This is a genomic window from Lentzea sp. NPDC004782, from assembly GCF_040609115.1.
Lineage (GTDB): Bacteria > Actinomycetota > Actinomycetes > Mycobacteriales > Pseudonocardiaceae > Lentzea.
The window spans coordinates 52,342-69,358 of the sequence record NZ_JBEXJN010000027.1; the positions used below are offsets into that span (position 1 = coordinate 52,342).

General features: G+C 69.7%; 16 protein-coding genes and 1 riboswitch. Of the genes, 10 read left to right on the forward strand and 6 right to left on the reverse strand.

The annotated features are described in order from the left end of the window. Window positions 1–13: 13 nt before the first annotated feature. The 3 genes from ABZV40_RS24820 (at window position 14) to ABZV40_RS24830 (ending at window position 4,417) form a co-directional block, all read left to right on the forward strand. Window positions 14–2,719, forward strand: coding sequence for a BTAD domain-containing putative transcriptional regulator (locus tag ABZV40_RS24820; RefSeq protein WP_355445923.1), 2,706 nt, complete (start codon window positions 14–16; stop codon window positions 2,717–2,719). A gap of 56 nt (window positions 2,720–2,775) precedes the next feature. Continuing rightward, entirely contained in the window at window positions 2,776–2,931 is a 156-nt protein-coding gene (locus ABZV40_RS24825) for a DUF6131 family protein (protein ID WP_086662791.1), read from the forward strand. A 271-nt stretch (window positions 2,932–3,202) separates the two neighbouring features. Continuing rightward, the gene (locus ABZV40_RS24830) at window positions 3,203–4,417 is read left to right on the forward strand and encodes a mannosyltransferase (RefSeq protein ID WP_355445926.1); all 1,215 of its coding nucleotides are present in this window, start codon (window positions 3,203–3,205) and stop codon (window positions 4,415–4,417) included. Here the strand turns inward: ABZV40_RS24830 and ABZV40_RS24835 are convergent. Both ABZV40_RS24835 and ABZV40_RS24840 read right to left on the reverse strand, forming a co-directional pair. Beyond that, the gene (locus ABZV40_RS24835) at window positions 4,334–5,323 is read right to left on the reverse strand and encodes a glycoside hydrolase family 88 protein (RefSeq protein ID WP_355445929.1); all 990 of its coding nucleotides are present in this window, start codon (window positions 5,321–5,323) and stop codon (window positions 4,334–4,336) included. The two genes, ABZV40_RS24830 and ABZV40_RS24835, sit on opposite strands and share 84 nt — an antisense overlap. A 54-nt stretch (window positions 5,324–5,377) precedes the next feature. Beyond that, on the reverse strand, window positions 5,378–5,671 hold the full coding sequence (locus ABZV40_RS24840) for a 4a-hydroxytetrahydrobiopterin dehydratase (protein WP_355445932.1): 294 nt from the start codon (window positions 5,669–5,671) through the stop codon (window positions 5,378–5,380). Between the two features lie 32 nt (window positions 5,672–5,703). Beyond that, window positions 5,704–5,816: riboswitch (TPP riboswitch) on the forward strand. Window positions 5,817–5,818: 2 nt separating this feature from the next. Between ABZV40_RS24840 and ABZV40_RS24845 the strand changes: the two genes are divergently transcribed. Genes ABZV40_RS24845 through ABZV40_RS24860 form a run of 4 tightly spaced genes read left to right on the forward strand, consistent with a single transcriptional unit; the run spans window position 5,819 to window position 10,114 of the window. After that, window positions 5,819–6,808, forward strand: coding sequence for a thiamine ABC transporter substrate-binding protein (locus ABZV40_RS24845; RefSeq protein ID WP_355446158.1), 990 nt, complete (start codon window positions 5,819–5,821; stop codon window positions 6,806–6,808). Continuing rightward, window positions 6,805–8,394: an iron ABC transporter permease gene (locus tag ABZV40_RS24850; protein WP_355446161.1), complete on the forward strand. Its 1,590-nt coding sequence runs from the start codon at window positions 6,805–6,807 to the stop codon at window positions 8,392–8,394. The genes ABZV40_RS24845 and ABZV40_RS24850 overlap by 4 nt, the downstream gene beginning before the upstream one ends. Then, the gene (locus tag ABZV40_RS24855) at window positions 8,394–9,344 is read left to right on the forward strand and encodes an ABC transporter ATP-binding protein (RefSeq protein WP_355445935.1); all 951 of its coding nucleotides are present in this window, start codon (window positions 8,394–8,396) and stop codon (window positions 9,342–9,344) included. The genes ABZV40_RS24850 and ABZV40_RS24855 overlap by 1 nt, the downstream gene beginning before the upstream one ends. A gap of 11 nt (window positions 9,345–9,355) precedes the next feature. Next, a complete protein-coding gene (locus tag ABZV40_RS24860) occupies window positions 9,356–10,114 on the forward strand; it encodes an SDR family oxidoreductase (RefSeq protein WP_355445938.1) in 759 nt (252 codons plus the stop codon). A 58-nt stretch (window positions 10,115–10,172) separates the two neighbouring features. Here ABZV40_RS24860 and ABZV40_RS24865 read toward each other — a convergent pair whose 3' ends face one another. The 3 genes from ABZV40_RS24865 to ABZV40_RS24875 are packed head-to-tail and all read right to left on the reverse strand — an operon-like array spanning window position 10,173 to window position 13,053. Then, window positions 10,173–10,973, reverse strand: a complete 801-nt coding sequence (locus ABZV40_RS24865) for an ABC transporter permease subunit (protein WP_355445940.1) — start codon at window positions 10,971–10,973, stop codon at window positions 10,173–10,175. Next, complete coding sequence (locus ABZV40_RS24870) at window positions 10,970–11,974, reverse strand: ABC transporter ATP-binding protein (RefSeq protein WP_355445943.1); 1,005 nt, start codon at window positions 11,972–11,974, stop codon at window positions 10,970–10,972. Before ABZV40_RS24870 ends, ABZV40_RS24865 begins: the two co-directional genes overlap by 4 nt. Then, window positions 11,971–13,053: a hypothetical protein gene (locus ABZV40_RS24875; RefSeq protein ID WP_355445946.1), complete on the reverse strand. Its 1,083-nt coding sequence runs from the start codon at window positions 13,051–13,053 to the stop codon at window positions 11,971–11,973. Before ABZV40_RS24875 ends, ABZV40_RS24870 begins: the two co-directional genes overlap by 4 nt. A 166-nt stretch (window positions 13,054–13,219) precedes the next feature. On the opposite strand from ABZV40_RS24875, the gene ABZV40_RS24880 reads away from it, so the two are divergent. From ABZV40_RS24880 to ABZV40_RS24890, 3 genes are read left to right on the forward strand one after another with little or no spacing between them, the layout of a single operon-like run. Beyond that, on the forward strand, window positions 13,220–13,933 hold the full coding sequence (locus tag ABZV40_RS24880) for a response regulator transcription factor (RefSeq protein ID WP_355445949.1): 714 nt from the start codon (window positions 13,220–13,222) through the stop codon (window positions 13,931–13,933). Beyond that, the gene (locus tag ABZV40_RS24885) at window positions 13,930–15,189 is read left to right on the forward strand and encodes an ATP-binding protein (protein ID WP_355445952.1); all 1,260 of its coding nucleotides are present in this window, start codon (window positions 13,930–13,932) and stop codon (window positions 15,187–15,189) included. Before ABZV40_RS24880 ends, ABZV40_RS24885 begins: the two co-directional genes overlap by 4 nt. Before the next feature lie 9 nt (window positions 15,190–15,198). Continuing rightward, a complete protein-coding gene (locus ABZV40_RS24890) occupies window positions 15,199–15,972 on the forward strand; it encodes a (deoxy)nucleoside triphosphate pyrophosphohydrolase (protein ID WP_355445955.1) in 774 nt (257 codons plus the stop codon). Here ABZV40_RS24890 and trpS read toward each other — a convergent pair. Then, window positions 15,965–16,888 carry a tryptophan--tRNA ligase gene (trpS, locus tag ABZV40_RS24895; RefSeq protein ID WP_355445958.1) on the reverse strand — a complete coding sequence of 308 codons (924 nt, stop codon included), beginning with the start codon at window positions 16,886–16,888 and terminating at the stop codon, window positions 15,965–15,967. The two genes, ABZV40_RS24890 and trpS, sit on opposite strands and share 8 nt — an antisense overlap. Window positions 16,889–17,017: the final 129 nt, after the last annotated feature.

Consider the following 17,017-nt stretch of genomic DNA (forward strand, 5'->3'; position numbering starts at 1 on the left):
AGAATCACCTGGTGTGATCGCCGAGTACCGGGTGCTGGGGCCGTTGGAGGTGCTCGCCGACGGCGTACCGGTTCCCGTTCCCGCCGGCCGCGGCCGTGTCCTGCTGGCCACGCTGTTGTTGCGCGCCAACGAGCTCGTGACCGTCGACGAGCTGATCGACCGCGTTTGGGACGGTGAACCGCCCGCCCCGGACCGCGCGCACAAGACGTTGCAGATGACGGTGAGCAGGCTGCGGCAGGCGTTGGGGGACGCGAACTGCGTGCAGACGTCGTCGCGCGGCTACTCGGCCCTGGTCCGGCCGGACCAGCTCGACCTCAGCCGCTTCCGCGCGCTCGCGAGCCAGGGCGAACACCGTGCCGCGCTGGAGCTGTGGCGCGGCCCGGTGCTGGCGAACGTCGCCTCGGAGTCGTTGCACCGAGACGACGTGCCGCGGCTGGTGGAGGAGCAGGTCGTCGCGCTGGAACGCCGAATCGACCAGGACCTGGCTCGCGACACCGACGTGCTGGTGCCGGAGCTGCGGGCGCTGGTGCGGCGCTACCCGTTGCGCGAGACGTTCTCGGCACAGCTGATGCTCGCCCTGCACCGCTCCAACCAACAGGCCGAGGCGCTCGCGGTCTACCAGGAGGTCCGCGACCGCCTGGTCGACGAGCTCGGCGTCGACCCCGGCCCACGGCTGCGCGAGGCGCACGAGCAGGTGCTGAGCGGCGAGGTGCCGAGTGCCTCGGTGCCGCGTCAGCTTCCGGCCGGGGTCCCGCACTTCGTCGGCCGCGAAGAGGAACTGGCCCGGCTGACCCGGATGCTGGCCACGCGACCGGGCGAACCCGTGCTCATCTCGGCCATCAACGGCATCGGCGGGGTCGGCAAGACCGCGTTCGCGCTCGAGTGGGCGCACCAGGTCGCCGACCGTTTCCCGGACGGCCAGCTGTACGTGAACCTGCGCGGCTTCGACACGCGGGCCGAGCCGCTGGACCCGCTCACCGCGGCCCGCGACTTCCTGCTGGCGCTCGGCGTGCCCGCGAAGGACGTCCCCGCCTCCGAGGACGCACTGCTCGCCGCCTACCGGTCGGCGCTGGCCGAACGGCGGGTGCTCCTGCTGCTCGACAACGCCCGTGACGTGGCGCAGGTCCGTCCGCTGCTGCCCGGTGGTGCGGCGAACCTGGTGCTGGTCACCAGCCGCAACCGGCTCAGCGGGCTGGTCGCGAGGAAGGGCGCCCAGCCGGTCGCGCTGGACGTGATGGACGAGCCCGCCGCGGTCGGCCTGCTGACCGACCGGATCGGCGCGGCTCGGGTCGCGGCCGAGCCGGACGCGGTGTTGCGGCTGGTCAAGCGGTGCGCGGGGTTGCCGCTGGCGCTCGGCATCGTGGCCGCCCGCGCGGCGTTCGGGGATTCGCTCACGTCACTCGCGGACGAGCTGGAGCAGGAGCGGCTCGACGCACTCGACCTCGACGACGCCTCTGGTGTCCGCGCGGTCTTCTCGTGGTCGTTGCGGGCGGTCGGCGAGGCTGCTGCCGGAGTGTTCGTGCTGCTGGGTCTGCATCCTGGTCCGGACTTCTCCGTCGAGGCCGCGGCGAGCCTCGCCGGGGTCTCACGCGTGCAAGCCCGGCGGATGCTCACCGAACTCGCCAACGGCAGCCTGGTCATGGCTCAGGGCACCCGTTTCATCCTGCATGACCTCGTGCGGGACTACGTCGCCGAGCGCGCCGCCGAGTTGCCGCCGGACCAGCGGGCCGATGCGTTGCACCGCATGTTCGACCACTACCTGCACACCTCGCTGGAGGCGAACCAGCGGACGGAGCTCACCGTCAGCTGGACGCCGCTGGCGCCACCCTCACCTGCCGTCGTCCTGGCCGCGATCCCGGACTGGCAGGCCGCAGATGAGTGGTTCCGCGTCGAATGGAGGGTGCTGCTGAGGGTGTTGACGGAGATGGTGGCAGCCGGCGCGGACGATCTGGTGTGGCGGCTGGGCTACACCCTGCACCTCCCGTTGCTGCGACCGAGGCGGTTGGTCGAGGTCGAGGCAGCCGAACTGCTCGCCCTGGCCGCAGCGCAACGGCGGGACGATGTTTTCGGCCAAGCCCGGCTGCACCGTTCGCTCGGAGGCGTGTACATCGCCAAAACCGACTACCTCCAGGCGGAACACCACCTGCGCTCCGCGCTGCGGTGTGAAGAGGTGCGGGGCAACAACAACGGGCGTGTGGACGTCTCCCGTGGTCTGGCATTTGTCTTCGAAATGCAGGAGCGGTTGCCGGACGCGTTGGAGGCGTTGCAGCGTGTGCATCCCATCGCTGTGGGTGGGCTCGTGAGCGAGTACCAAAGAGCTTTGTTCCTGGGTGCGCTCGGCCGTGTTCATCACCTGCTGGGTGACAGCGCGCGCGGCCTTGAGCTGTGTCTCGAGTCGGACGCGCTGTACGCGGAGCTCGATGACCGGGTGGGCACCGTTGCCGTGACCACGGTCTACGAGACCCTCGGCGACATCTACCTGACCATGGGGAGTCACGGCGAGGCCGCGGTTCAGTACCAGAGGGCGGTGTCGATGCTGAGGGCCATCCACAGCGTCGCTGATCTGGCCGATGCGCTGGCTGGGCTGGCGAAGGCCCACATCGCGGCGGGAGACCGCGGAGCTGCTCGGACGGCACTGGCCGAAGCGGTGCAGATCTACGAGGAGCTGGGGTCCGCGGGGACCGGGGAAGCCCGTGAACTGCTCGCTTCACTCGATTAGGTTTGTACCGACCTCTGTGGGGTAGCCCAGAGAAGGATTCCCCACCTGGAGGTGTCATGATCGTTCTCGGTCTGATCCTGCTCGTCGTCGGATGGCTGGCCGGTATCAGCATTCTGACGACCATCGGAGTGGTGCTTCTGGTGATCGGCGCGATCCTCGCCGTCCTCGGCGCAGTGGGCAAGCCGGTCGGCGGTCGTGCGCACTATTTCTAACCGCCGCAGAAGCACGTGAGATGCAAGTGAAGGGGTGAGTCTCCACAAAGGAGGCTCACCCCTTTTGCTTGCGCTGCATCGGCTTTACACGTTGCCCCTGGTGCGGGCGGCCACGGCGAACACTCCGAACGCGACCCCCAGCATGGCCAGGGCGGCGATGGCGGCGACGACAACATCAACAGACATGACTGACGAAACTCCCTCTTGCGATCTCTCCCGTCCTTATGACGCCGGGGTACCCCCGTTCGTTGCCTCGGGTAACGTTTTCGGGGTGAAACTCCGTGCTGTGGAAGCGCGTGTGCTCTCCGTAGCGCCGTGGCTGCTTGGGTTGTCGGTCGTCGGGAACCTGCTCCTGGTCCAGTTCCAGGTCAAGATGACCATGATCGACCTGCTCGTGTACCGCAACGGCTCGCCGCACCTGTTCTCCGGCGACCTGTACGAGTGGCGGCTCGACCAGTACGCGGACGTGTTCCCGTTGCCGTTCACGTATCCGCCGTTCGCGGCCGCGATCTTCACGCCGATGAGCTGGATCCCGTGGGAGGCGTCGCGGTGGGTCTGGCAGCTGATCTGCCTGGCCTGCCTGTACTTCATCGTGCGCACGAGCCTCAAGCTGTTGAAGCTGGGCGATCCGCGGCGCGCGATGATGTGGACCGCGCTGGTGCTGTGGATCGAGCCGGTGCGCACGACGCTCAACTACGGGCAGATCAACCTGGTGCTGTGCGCGATCCTGATCGGCACGCTCGCGAGTGCGCGCAACTGGGTCGGTGGCGCGGGCGTGGGTTTCACGGCGGGCATCAAGCTGACGCCCGCTATCTCCGGTTTGTACTTCTTGGTCCAACGCCGGTGGATGGCCGCGGTGTGGTCGTTCGTCGCGTTTGTGGCGGTGTACGGCATCGGCTGGGCGATTTCGCCGTCGCAGTCGGACAAGTTCTGGTTCGAGCTGCTCGGTGACGCGAGCCGGGTCGGGCCGGTCGGCAGCGCGATCAACCAGTCGATGCGCGGGGCGTTGAGCCGCACGGTCGGGTACGACGTCAAGACCGGGCCGATCTACCTGGTCGCCGTGCTGGTCGCGGCCGCGCTGACGTGGTTCGCGGTCAGCAGGACCAAGGACGTGCTGGCGTTGATCATCAGCGTGCAGATGCTCGGACTGCTGGTGTCGCCGATCTCGTGGAGTCACCACTGGGTGTGGATGGTGCCCGCCCTGCTGTGGCTGATCTACGAGGGCGGACACCTCCTGTGCAAGATCACCGCCGGTCTGTGGGTGCTGCTGACCGGCGGCTACCTGATCTCGTTCCTGCTGCTGGCCCAGCCGAACATCTGGGACTTCCCGCGGCCCTGGTACTTCGTGGTGCTCGGCTGGGGCTACCCGGCGGCCGGGATGCTCACGCTCGTGGCGATCGGCCTAGCAACCCGGCGTCAGCGGGACGAGCTGCTGCCCGGCGATGAGGAAGCTGCCCACAGCGAACCCAGCGGTGTCGCCGGCTGAGGCGGGCTTCCACGAGTTGCGGGCCGCGACCCAGCCGAGCATGCCGTCGGTGTCCAGCGCGGTGAGGAGCGCCTGCCAGCCCTTCTGCACGTACGGCAGGTAGGTGTCCTTGTCGAGCACGCCCGCGTTGATGCCCGCCGCGAACGCGTAGGTGATCATCGCGGTGGCCGCGGAGTCCTTGCCGGTGGCGCCCCAGAAACCGTCGTGGTGCTGCAGGTACCGCAGGGTGTGCGCGGACCTGCGCAGCGTCCTGGCGTAGTCGGCCCGGTACGGGTTGTCCTTCGGCAGCGCCAGGATCGCCTTGGCGAGGCCCTGCACGGCCCAGCCGTTGGTCTGCACGTTCAGGCTCCACAGGCCCGTGACCTCGTTGAACGTGCGGTGCTTGAGTGAGCGGTAGGACTTGTACGAGTAGTCGAGCAGGTCCTGGTTCAGATCCGCCACGGCGATGCGGGTGAACGACGGCAGGGACATGTTCAGCGCGTCCGGTGACTTCCAGTAGTCGTACTTCCCGGTCTTGGCCTGGGCGTACAGGTTGTCCCGCAGCGGCTGGAGCACTTCCGGCTGCGGGTGGAAGTACGACACGTCGAGGTAGGCCTCGCCGCTGGACTGCGGGTCCGGGGCGTACGGGTTCGCCGGGTCGAGGGGCAGCAGGTACTTGTTCGCCTGCACCCACGGCCACGTCTTGTGGTTGCTGATGCCCGTCGTCCGCACCTGGGCGAGGTTGCCGACGTGGAAGTTCGCGTTGGACCAGTTGTTCGCCTTGAGATCGGTGCCCTTGTCGAGCCAGGCGAAGCTGGCCTTGATCATCGTGTCCGTCAGGGCGCACGGCACGGCCTGAGCCGCCGCCGGTGCGATCAGAAGACTGCCTGCCAGCGCCACGACGAACAGAGGTGTGCGCAACCGCATGAGGGGGTTCCCTCTCCATATCCGCGGGCGGCGGCAGCGCACATCCTGACCGAATCAGGCCAGCGCGTCCAGGACTCCGTCGATTTCCTCGGCGAGAGATACGTCGAGCGCGGTGATTCCTCCCTTGTAGTGGGTGCTCAGGCGGAAGGTGAGGGTCTTGTACCGGATGTCGACGTCCGGGTGGTGGTTGTCGTTCTCCGCGATCTCCGCGACCCGGTTCACGACCATGATCGCCTGCGCGAAGCTCTCCAGCTCCACGGTCCTGACCAGCACCCCGTCCTGGGCGGTCCAGTCGGGCAGCTTGGGCAGCAGGTCCTTCAACTGATCGTCGCTCAACAGCTCGGCCATGTCCTGATCGTCCCACCACGTCACGTAAGCTGCGCGTTTGCCACGGGAGTCCGGTGAAGCGCCGGGCTGAGAGGAGGGCTCGCAAGCCCTCGACCGTCCACCTGATCCGGGTCATACCGGCGTAGGGAGAGATTTGACGTGAGAAGGATTTTCGCTGTCGCCGCCGCTTTGGCGCTGACCGGTTGTTCGGCCGGTACGTCGACCGCGCCGCAGACGCACGAGGTCACGCTGGTGACCCACGACTCGTTCGTCGTGAAGCCGGAGGTGCTGGACGAGTTCCAGAAGTCCTCGGGGATCACGGTCAAGCAGATCGCGAACGGTGACGCGGGCGAGCTGACGAACAAGCTGGTGCTCACCAAGGCCAACCCGATCGGCGACCTCGCGTTCGGCGTCGACTCGACGTTCGCCTCGCGGGCGCTGTCCGAGGGCGTGTTCGCCGCGTACGCCTCGCCGGAGGCCTCGAAGGGCGCGCAGCGGTACGAGGTCGACGACACCGGGCGTCTGCACGCCGTGGACGTCGGTGACGTGTGCCTGAACATCGACCCCGCGAAGCTCGGCGGCGCGGAGCCGGCCTCGTACGAGGACCTCGTCGACCCCAAGTTCAAGGACAAGCTGGTCGTGGAGAACCCCGCCACGTCCTCGCCGGGGCTCGCGTTCCTGCTCGGCACGATCGCGAAGTTCGGCGAGAACGGCTGGCAGGAGTACTGGACCAAGCTCAAGGCCAACGGCGTCAAGGTCGTGAGCGGCTGGGAAGAGGCCTACAACCAGGAGTTCTCCGCCACCAAGGGCACGCGGCCGATCGTGGTGTCCTACGCCTCGTCGCCGTCGGCCGAGGGCGGGAAGACGAAGGCCGTGCTGGACACCTGCTACCGGCAGGTCGAGTACGCGGGCGTGCTGGCCGGGGCCAGGAACCCCGCTGACGCGCAGAAGGTGCTCGACTTCCTGCTGGGCGAGAAGTTCCAGGCCCAGGTCGCCGAGCAGATGTACGTCTACCCGTCACGTGAGGGCGTCGCGCTGCCCGCGTCGTGGGCCAAGGACGCCCCGCTGCCGCCGAACCCGCAGACCCTGCCCGCGGACAAGGTGAAGGACAACCGCGAAGCCTGGGTCGAGCAGTGGCGCAAGCTCGTGCAGGGCTGATCTCGGCGCGTTCCGGCTGGTCGGCGGCTTCCTCGCTGCCGCTGGCCTTCCTCGCGCTCTTCTTCGCCTGGCCGGTTCTGGCCATCGTCTCGCTGGGCTTCCGCGAGGGCGGTGTCGCCGAGGCGATGTTCTCGGCCGAGACCTGGCAGCTCGTCGGCTTCACCCTCGGCCAGGCCGCCGCGTCGACCCTGGTCGCGGTGGCCGCCGGGCTGCCGGTGGCGTTCGTGCTGGCCCGGTGCCGGCTGCGGGGCCTCGGGATCGTGCGCGCGGCCGTGATGGTGCCGTTCGTGCTGCCGACCGTGGTGGTGGGTCTGGCGTTCCGGACGTTCTGGCCGGACGGCGGGGTGCTCCCGATCGTGCTGGCCAACGCGTTCTTCAACGTCGCGGTGGTCGCGCGGACCGTGGGCGGGCTGTGGGCGCACACGGATCGACGGGCCGAGGACGCGGCTCGGGCGCTCGGGGCTTCTCGGCCGCGAGCGTTCGTCTCGGTCGTGCTGCCGGCGTTGGCGCCCGCGATCGGGTCCGCGGCGGCGGTCGTGTTCCTGTTCTGCGCCACCAGTTTCGGTGTCGTGCTGGTGCTGGGCGGGTCGCGGTACCGGACCCTGGAGACCGAGATCTACCTGCGGACGGTCGAGCTGTTCGACCTGTCCGGTGCGGCGGCGCTGTCGTTGCTGCAGTTCGCCGCGGTGCTGGCGGTGCTCGTGCTGGGAGCGCTGGCCCGGCGCCGCCGGGAGACCGCGTTGTCGTTGCGCGGCAGGGAGGAGCTGGCGCGGCGGCCCTCCGGTGGCGAGTGGTACGTCGTTCTTGCTGCTCTTGCCGTCGTGGTGGCGCTGCTGACGCCGGTCGTCGGGTTGCTGGCGCGCTCGCTGTCCACTCGGGACGGTTGGAGCTTCGCGGGGTACGCGGCGCTGGCGTCGCGCGGTGATCGCGGAACGCTGGCGGTGACCGGGCTCGACGCGGCGGTGAACTCGGTGCGGACGGCGTTCGACGCGACGCTGGTGGCGTTGGTGGTCGGGGTGTTCTCGGCGGTGGTGCTGGTCGGGTTGAGGCGGTCGGGCGGCAGGGTCGCCGAGGTGCTGGACACGGCGCTGATGCTGCCGTTGGGTGTGTCGGCGGTGACGGTCGGTTTCGGGTACCTGGTGACGATGGACGCGTTGCCGGGCGACTTCCGGACTTCGCCGCTGCTGGTGCCGTTGGCGCAGGCCCTGGTGGTGACGCCGTTGATCGTGCGGATGGTGTTGCCGGTGTTGCGGGCCGTGGACGAACGGCTGCGGCAGGCGGCGGCGACGCTGGGCGCCTCGCCGCCGCGGGTGTGGCGCGAGGTGGACCTGCCGCTGGTCGGACGGTCGCTGGTGGCGGCGGCCGGGTTCGGGTACGTGGTGGCGCTGGGGGAGTTCGGGGCGACGAGCTTCCTGGCGCGGCCGGACGCGCCGACGTTGCCGGTGGTGATCGCGCGGTTGATGGCGCGGCCGGGGGAGTTGAACAGCCAGATGGCCTACGCGGCGTGCGCGCTGCTGATGGTCGTCACGGTCGGGTGCGTGCTGCTGATCGAGCGGTTGCGCGTGCCGAGCAGCGGGGAGTTCTGATGGCGCTGGAGCTCGACTCGATCACTGTCCGATATGGACAGACGGCCGCGGTGTCGGACGTGTCGCTGTCGGTGGCGGACGGCGAGGTCGTGGCTCTGCTGGGGCCTTCGGGCTGCGGGAAGTCGACGCTGCTGCGCACGATCGCCGGGTTGGAGAAGCCTTCCTCCGGTTCGGTGCGGTGGGATGCGGCGGACCTGGCGGGCGTTCCGGTGCACCGGCGCGAGTTCGGGCTCGTCTTCCAGGACGGGCAGCTGTTCCCGCACCGTTCGGTGGCCGGGAACGTGGCTTTCGGGCTGCGGATGCACCGGGTGGACCGCGAGGAACGCGAGAAGCGGGTGCTGTCGTTGCTGGAGCTCGTCGGACTGCAGGGGTATGCGGACCGGCGCGTGACGCAGCTGTCCGGCGGGGAGCAGCAACGGGTGGCGCTGGCACGCGCGCTGGCTCCTTCGCCGCGGTTGTTGCTGCTGGACGAACCGCTGTCGGCGCTGGACCGGGCGTTGCGGGAGCAGCTCGCGGTCGACCTGGCGCGGTTGCTGCGCGAGGCCGCGACGACCGCGCTGGTCGTGACGCACGACCACGACGAGGCGTTCACGCTGGCCGATCGGGTGGCGATCATGTCGCGCGGCCGGATCGTGCAGGTCGGGCCGCCGGCCGAGGTGTGGTCGTCGCCGGTCGACGTGGAGACCGCGAAGTTCCTGGGGTGCAACAAGTTCGTGCCCGGTTCGTTCGTCGGGCTGGACGTCGCGCGGGTCGGGTTGCGGGCCACGGCGTTGCGGGTGGACGACTCCGGGCCGTTGGAGGGCACTGTGCTGGAGCGCGTGCATCGGCGTGATCACGTGCGGTTGCTCGTGGAGATCGACGGCGACGAGTACGAGGCCGTCGGGCCGGTGTCGGTGGGTGACCGCGTGCGGCTCCAAATTGACTTGGACGGCGTTGCCCGAATCGGTTAGCTGGGGGTCCTATGGGATCTCTTGAAGGACGAGTCGCACTCGTCACGGGCGTGAGCAGGTGGCAGGGCATCGGGTATGCGATCGCGTCCCGGCTGGCGTCGTTGGGCGCGGATCTGTTCGTGCAGCACCACGTGTCGCACGACGCTTCGCAACCGTGGGGTGCCGACTCGATCGACGACGTCATCGCGGGCATCGGTGGTCGCGTGCGGCACGTCGGCCTTGACCTGACCGAGCCGGACGCACCGGACCAGCTCGTGGCCGCCGCGGTCGAGGCGTACGGGCGCGTCGACGTGCTCGTGTGCAACCACGCGCTCAGCGGGTCGGACGGGCCGTTGGGCAAGCTGGACGCGGCCATGCTCGACCGGCATTACGCGGTGAACACGCGGTCGTCGATCCTGCTGATGCAAGCGTTTGCGCGTCAGCACGACGGCGCGCGTGGCGGGCGGGTCGTGTTCATGACCTCCGGGCAGAACCTGGGGCCGATGCCGAACGAGGTCGCGTACGCGGCGTCGAAGGGCGCGTTGGTGGGCATCATGTCGACGCTGTCGCACCACCTGATCAGGCAGGGGATCACGATCAACGCCGTGAACCCCGGCCCGACCGACACCGGCTACGCGAACGAGGAAACGAGGGCGTGGGTGCGGGAACGGATGCCGCTCGGGCGCTGGGGCGAGCCGGACGACGCCGCCCGGCTGGTCTCCTGGCTCTGCACCGACGACGCCGAGTGGATCACCGGCCAGGTGATCAACAGCGAGGGCGGTTTCCGGTGAAATCGATGAACGGCGCATTCGTCCGCCTCACGTGGACGAATGCGCCGTTCATCGAGAACTAGCTGTCCTTCGTGACCAGGCGGATCGCCGCCAGTCCCGTGCCGATCAGCAGGTAGCAGCCCGCGAGCAGCGTGCTGTTCCAGATCTGGTCGGTCGGCATCGGATCGCGCATCACGTCGACCAGACCGGGGAAGCCGGTCGTGATCAGGAACGGGTGCAGCCAGTGCAGCGAGGAGAACTGCCCCAGCACCTGGAACACGATGATCGTCGTCATCGTCGCCGCCTGCACCACCAGCGGGTGCTCGGTGGTCGCGCTGACGGCGAGGGCGACCGCGCCGATCGACACCATCTGGAACGTCACCAGCACGATGAACAACGCGATGCGCAGCAGGCCTTCACCGGTGCTCAACGTCGTCCCGGTGAGCGTCACCATGCCGCTGGTGCCCAGGAACGCGGTGCCGGCGATGATGCCCACGACCGCCATCAGCGTGACGGCGAAGAGCGACATCGCGGTGAGCCCGAACAGCTTCACGAACAGCAGCCGCACCCGTGACACCGGCGCGACCAGCAGTCCGCGCAACGTGCCGTGCTGCGCCTCGCCCGCGAGGCCGTCCGCCGCCCAGATCGACGCCACCAGCGGCAGCAGCAGGTTGAGCGACAGGAACAACGTGAAGATCGGCACGACCAGGCCGTTGCCCTGCAGGATCGCGGCCAGCCCCGGCCCGCCGCCGCTGTCGCCCGCGGCCCAGATGCCGAAGCTGATGATGATCGGCACCAGGACCAGGCCGAACAACCCGATGATGGTCCGCGGCCGCCGCAGCATCCACCGCACCTCGGAACCGAACTGACGCGCGATCATCGCGGCCCTCCGTCCAGTGTGTCCACAGAGGACATACCGCGCTCCGCCTCCTCGGCCTCGGTGAGCCGCGCGAACAGCTCCTCCAGGCCGGTCTTCCACCGCGTCGCCTCGTAGACGCCGACACCGGCCTTCACCAGCGTCTCGATCACCTGCGGGGCGGACGTCCCGGCGAGCTCGACCCGCAGGCCCTCACCGAGCGGCCGGGCGGAGATCTTGGCGCTGCGCAGTGCGCTCAGCGCGGTCTCGACGTCCGGGGTGATCACCTGGAGCGCCGAGCCGCCCGCCTGCAGCAGCTCGGTCAGCTCTCCTTGCGCCACCACGGTTCCGCGGTGCAGGACGGCGACGTGCGTGCAGGTCGCCTCGACCTCGCTCAGCAGGTGGCTGGAGACCAGCACGGTCGTGCCCTGCCGGTGCAGCTCGGCGATGATCCTGCGGATCTCGCGCGTGCCCGCCGGGTCGAGGCCGTTGGTCGGCTCGTCCAGCACGACCAGCTTGCGCGGCACGAGCAACGCCGCGGCCAGGCCGAGACGTTGCTTCATGCCGAGCGAGTACCCCCGGTACCTGCGGTGGGCCGCCTGGGCGAGCCCGACGCGTTCGAGCGCGTCCTCGACCGCCTGCTTGATGTCGCGCTTGTGCAGGAGCGGTTCGAACGCGGCACACCTGACGAGGTTCTCCCGCCCGCTCAGGAACGGGTGGAACCCCGGACCCTCGACCAGCGCGCCCACGTGCGGAAGCGACTGTTCCGCCCCGTCCGGAAGGGGCTTGCCGAGCAGCTCGATCTCCCCCTGCGTCGGTCGCACCAACCCGAGCAGCATCCGGATCGTGGTCGTCTTGCCCGACCCGTTGGGGCCGAGCATGCCGAGCACGGCCCCCTCCGGCAGCTCCAGGTCGACGCGGTCGACGGCGACCGTGCTCCCGTACTCCTTGCGCAGACCCCTGGTCCGCGCGGCGACGGCGGTGGACTTCTCCGTCGTCACCGGCGCGCTGGTCGAGGTGGTCACTTCACCTGTCCGATCGTGTCGAACAGCACCTGCTCGGGCACGGCACCCGCGACCACGCGGCCGTCGTCCGCGATCAGGATCGTGGCGACCTTGGTGGTGAACAGCTTGCCGGTGCCCCAGCTGCCGCTGACCTTCTTCGTGAACCGGTCGACCAGCCCCTGAGCCTCCGCCGGCACCTTGGTCATGGCCTCCGCCGGGATCCTCGCCCCGACGACCGTGTCCCAGCCGCTGCCGAAGATCTGCGGGTTCTCACCCTGCAGCGCCTGCTCCAGACCCAGCTCCGGCATCGGGTGCTGCCGCTTCTCGTTCTCCTTGGCCTCGGGCGTGGTGACCTTGGCGCCGGCCGGCGGCGTGAACTGGAACAGCTTCGCGTCCTGCGGCCCCGCGTTGATCTCGCTGAAGCCGACGGTGGCCGCCGGTTCCGCGGTGCCGTTGGTGAGGACCGCGACCCGCAGCGGCATCTTCAGCTCGGAGTCGACCGCGATCCGGACCTCGCGGACCAGGGTCTTCTCGGTGGCCTTCGGAGTCAGCACCAGCTCGTAGGCCGCGCGGTTGGCCACGCGGGCCGTGCCGTCGACCGTGATGTCGCTGAACTCCTTGGTCTTGCCGATGATCTCCTTGGCCGCGGAGGCCGGGTCGGCCGCCTTCTGCTCGGCGGAGTCCGGCTTGCCGGAACCGAGCTTGTCGAAGCCCTCGGACTTCGTCACCTCGTTGTCCGCCGAGTTCCACGACCACAAGGTGGTGCCGTCGTTCACGACGGTCTGCTCGGACTGGCCGTTCGGCAGCGCGAGCCTGAACTTGCCGTTGCCGTCCGTCCAGATCCGCGCGCTGTGCTTGCCGTCGGCGAGCTGCGGGATCTCGGCGATGGCCGGGAGACCGAGCTTGTTGTCGACCTCCACGGTGCCGCCGAACGCGCCCGGCTTCGCGGTCAGGACCTGCTCCACCAGGGTTTCCGGGGAGACGGTCGGCAGGGATGGTGGCTGGCCTGCGCCTGCGGGCATGGCGAGCAGGCTGAGACCTGCCGCACCGGTGAGCACGCCGGCCGCTGCCGCGGCCAGGGTCACCTTTCGCTTGTTCATTCTTCTGTCCCCTCCTCCAAGGGCTTGTGGGTCCAGCTTGGTGGTGGGTTGCTGAGATGGTGCTGAGACTAGTTCCACCAGCGGTTTTGTGCCTGCCGGTGGCGGTTTTCGCAGCGTTGCTGAGAGTCGGCTGAGATCTTGCGGGCGGCGTGGCTGAGAGCGCGGCATGCTGTGCGGTGTGAAGCCTCGAGTGCTGGTCGTGGACGACGAAGTCGGCGTGCGCCGGGCGTTGGAGCGCGGGCTGGCGGCTGAGGGGATGGAGGTCGTCACGGCCTCCGACGGGCCGACCGCGTTGCGGGTGGCGTTGACCGGGGCGTTCGACGTGGTGCTGCTGGACATCATGCTGCCCGGGCTGTCCGGGTACCGGGTGTTGCAGCGCATGCGGGCCGACGGCGTGCGGACGCCGGTGTTGATGGTGTCGGCGAAGGACGGGGAGATCGACCAGGCGGACGGGCTGGATCTCGGGGCCGACGGGTACCTGGTGAAGCCGTTCAGCTTCGTGGTGCTGGTGGCGCAGGTTCGGGCGCTGCTGCGGCGCGGGGGCGGGGCGCGGCGGAGGCTGACGCTGGGGGAGCTGGTCATCGACCGGGGGTTGCGGGAGGTCAGCTGGGCCGGGCAGGACGTGTCGCTGAGTCCTCGGGAGTACGCGGTGCTCGACGTGCTGGCGTCGCGGGCCGGGTCGGTGGTGACCAAGGACGAGCTGCTGCGGACCGTCTGGGGGGACGAGCAGGCGGCCACGCGGAACGCGGTCGAGGTGTACGTGGGGTACCTCAGGCGCAAGCTGGAGGCGGTCGGGGCGGGGGAGGTCGTGCGGACCGTGCGGGGGCACGGGTACATCGCGTCCACTCCGGACCTCGACAGCGCGCTGGGGAACAGGTGAGTCCTCGCCGCTGGTGGTTCCGGCGCACGTTGCGCTTCCGGATCACCGTGGTGGCGACCGGGGTGGCGTTGTTGTGCCTGCTGGCGTTCACGGGGCTGGCGCCGGCGTTGATCGGGCTCATCCAGATCACCGCGGTGGACCAGGAGCTGGCCAAGGCGCCGCCGCGGGTGCTGGACGTGTCCGGGGTGCCGGTGGACGGCAAGCCGCCGCTTCCGTTGACGGCGCAGGACATCCGGACGTTGAAGGCCGGGGAACCGGTGCTGCGGCTGGAAGGGGCCTCCGCGCAGCGGTGGCGGGGCCGGGTGGTGTTCACCGCGGACGGCACGCCGCGGCTCGAGGTGTACGGCAGCACGTTGCTCGGGTACGAGAAGGCCAACACGCTGGGGACGCGGTGGCTGGCGGTGGCGGCGGTGCTGGTGGCCGGGTTCGTGGGGATCGCCACCTGGTTGTCGGTGCGGTCGTCGCTGCGGCCCGTGGAACGGATGCGGGTGGCCGCCGGGGAGCTGCCGCACGGGGAGCGGTTGCCGGTGCCGCCGTCGCGGGACGAGCTGCAGGCGCTGGCCGAGGCGCTCAACGCGTTGCTGGCGCGGCGGGACGAGGCGTCGGACCGGTTGCGGCGCTTCACCGGGGATGCGGCGCACGAGCTGAGGTCGCCGGTGGCGTCGGTGCGGGCGCAGGCCGAGGTCGCGGTGGCGCATCCCGATCCGGACTTCTCGATCGAGGTGCTGGAGTCGGTGGTCGAGGAGTCGATCAGGCTCAGCGCGCTGGTGGACTCCTTGCTGATCCTGGCCCGGGCGGACACCTCGGCGCCGCCTCGGGCCGAGGCGGTGGACCTGGTGCTGGAAGCCGAGGCGGCGATCGCCCGGCTCGACACCGAGTTGCTGGTGCGGCTGAACGCGCCGCCGTCGGCGTGCCTGGTGGCGGCCACCAGGTCCGAGGTCGAGCTGGTGCTGGACAACCTGATGCGCAACGCGGCGCGGTACGCGTACTCGACGATCACGCTGACGTTGGTGCCGGTGGGGCGGGACGTGCGGTTGCTCGTGGACGACGACGGGCACGGGATCCCCGTCGAGCACCGGACGAAGGTGTTCGACCGGTTCCACCGCGTCGAGGAGGACCGCGGACGGGCGTCCGGCGGGTTCGGGCTCGGGCTCGCGCTGGTGGCGCATCTCGTGCAACGGCGGGGCGGGTCGGTGCGGGCCGCCGAGTCGCCTGCCGGCGGTGCGCGTTTGGAGATCCGCTGGCCGTCCTGGTAGGCAACCTCAGTGCCAGAGTTGCGAGCGTCGGCGCTGGTCGACGCGCCTGTTGCCGTTGTTGCCGGTGCCCTGCTGGACACCGCGCTGATCACCGGGTTCGGGGTGAAGGTGCCCGGTGCCCTGTTGTGCCTCGGGGACGTGCTCACCGGGCCGTTCGGGGTCGAGCTGACGGTCACGCGGGCTGACCTGTCCGGTGTGTCGGCGGCCGGGGACTTCCTGGAGCTGCACACGGATCTCGTGGTCACCGGGGCCGGGACGATGGTGATCGACCGGGTCAGCTGGACGACCGTCGGCGGGGTGGTCGGGCGGTTCGCGGACGTCACGGTCGGGCGCGGGATGGCGTTGCGGGTGCTGGAGAAGCGGTCCGCGCTGCTGGCGCGGCGGTGTCACGAGCTGAGCGCGGCACGGGTGGTCGTCGGGGCCGCGATCGTCCGGGATGGACGGTTGCTGGCCCAGCAGCGGTCCTACCCGGAAAGCCATGCCGGGCAGTGGGAACTGCCCGGCGGACGGGTCGAGGCCGACGAGAAGCCGGAAGACGCGTTGGTGCGTGAGTGCGTGGAAGAGCTCGGCGTGTCCGTGGTGGTCGGTGCGCAGGTCGGGCCGGACGTGCCGTTGAAGAAGGACGTGATCCTGCGGATCCACGCGGCTGAGCTCGGCGGCGGTGAGCCGGAAGCGTTGGAGCACAACGCTGTCCGGTGGTTCACCGCCGACGAGCTGCCCGGGGTGGACTGGCTGCCCGCCGACCGGGTGCTGGTCCCGGCCCTTCAGCGACTCCTCAACTGAGGCCGGAGAGGCGCAGGGCCGCGTTCAGGCGGTGCTGGGCGCGGTCGCGCGCCCTTTCCGCGCCCGCCTTGCGGATGCGGTCCAGCTCCGCCGGATCGGCGAGGAGCTCCAGCGTGCGGTCGCGCACCGGGCGGAGCTCCTCGATCACCGCTTCGGCCACGACGTTCTTGAGGTCGGCGAACCTGCTCGTGTAGTCCTCCGGTTCCTTGCCGGTGCACGAGGTGAGGATCTCGGTCAGGTTCGCGATGCCCTCGGTCGACGACACCGCGCGCCGGACCTTGCGGCGCACCAGGTCCGGCTCGTCGAGGACGAACACGACCCCCGCGGAGTTCTGTGCGGACTTGTCCATTTTGCGCGTCGGGTCCGACAGATCCTTGATGCGTGCACCCACTTTCGGCACGACGGCCGTCGGGACGATGAACGCCTCGCCGTACGCGTGGTTGAAGCGGCGGGCGAGCGCGCGGGCCAGTTCCACGTGCTGGAGCTGGTCCTCGCCGACCGGGACCTCCGCCGTGCCCTGCAACAGGATGTCCGCGGCCATCAGCACCGGATAGGTGAGCAGGCTCAGGCGCACGGAGTCGCGGCCGAGCGACTTCTCCTTGAACTGGATCATGCGCGCGGCCTCGCCGTACGTGCAGGTGCACTCCAGAACCCAGTTGAGCGCCCCCAGTTCGCGGATCAGGTCGCTCTGGACGCAGGTGCTCTCCGGGGCGATCCCGCTCGCGATCAGCACGGCGAACTGCTCGCGCGTCAGGGATCGCAGACGTTGAGGGTTGTGCGACGACGTCATCGCGTGCAGGTCGCTGATGAAGTACACGTCGTCCGACGTGCCCTCGCGTGCCCACGTCCGCAGCGCGCCCAGGTAGTTGCCCAAGTGGACCTGGCCGGAGGGCGTGATGGCGGAGAGCCGGATCATGTCGTTGGTCCTTTCGTGAAGGACCGCCCGGACGAAACGCACAAAAAAGCCGCCCGTCCCGGGCGGCCTGTGGGTGCGTCAGCGCACTGCTACTCCGGCCGCCTGAAAGCGGCCCACCAGAAGGTGTTC

Coding starts and splice junctions, on each gene's coding strand:
- ABZV40_RS24825 (WP_086662791.1), top strand. CDS start 2,776: ATGATCGTTCTCGGTCTGATCCTGCTCGTCGTCGGATGGCTGGCCGGT.
- ABZV40_RS24835 (WP_355445929.1), bottom strand. CDS start 5,323: ATGCGGTTGCGCACACCTCTGTTCGTCGTGGCGCTGGCAGGCAGTCTT.
- ABZV40_RS24840 (WP_355445932.1), bottom strand. CDS start 5,671: ATGGCCGAGCTGTTGAGCGACGATCAGTTGAAGGACCTGCTGCCCAAG.
- ABZV40_RS24855 (WP_355445935.1), top strand. CDS start 8,394: ATGGCGCTGGAGCTCGACTCGATCACTGTCCGATATGGACAGACGGCC.
- ABZV40_RS24860 (WP_355445938.1), top strand. CDS start 9,356: ATGGGATCTCTTGAAGGACGAGTCGCACTCGTCACGGGCGTGAGCAGG.
- ABZV40_RS24865 (WP_355445940.1), bottom strand. CDS start 10,973: ATGATCGCGCGTCAGTTCGGTTCCGAGGTGCGGTGGATGCTGCGGCGG.
- ABZV40_RS24875 (WP_355445946.1), bottom strand. CDS start 13,053: ATGAACAAGCGAAAGGTGACCCTGGCCGCGGCAGCGGCCGGCGTGCTC.
- ABZV40_RS24880 (WP_355445949.1), top strand. CDS start 13,220: ATGCTGTGCGGTGTGAAGCCTCGAGTGCTGGTCGTGGACGACGAAGTC.
- trpS (WP_355445958.1), bottom strand. CDS start 16,888: ATGATCCGGCTCTCCGCCATCACGCCCTCCGGCCAGGTCCACTTGGGC.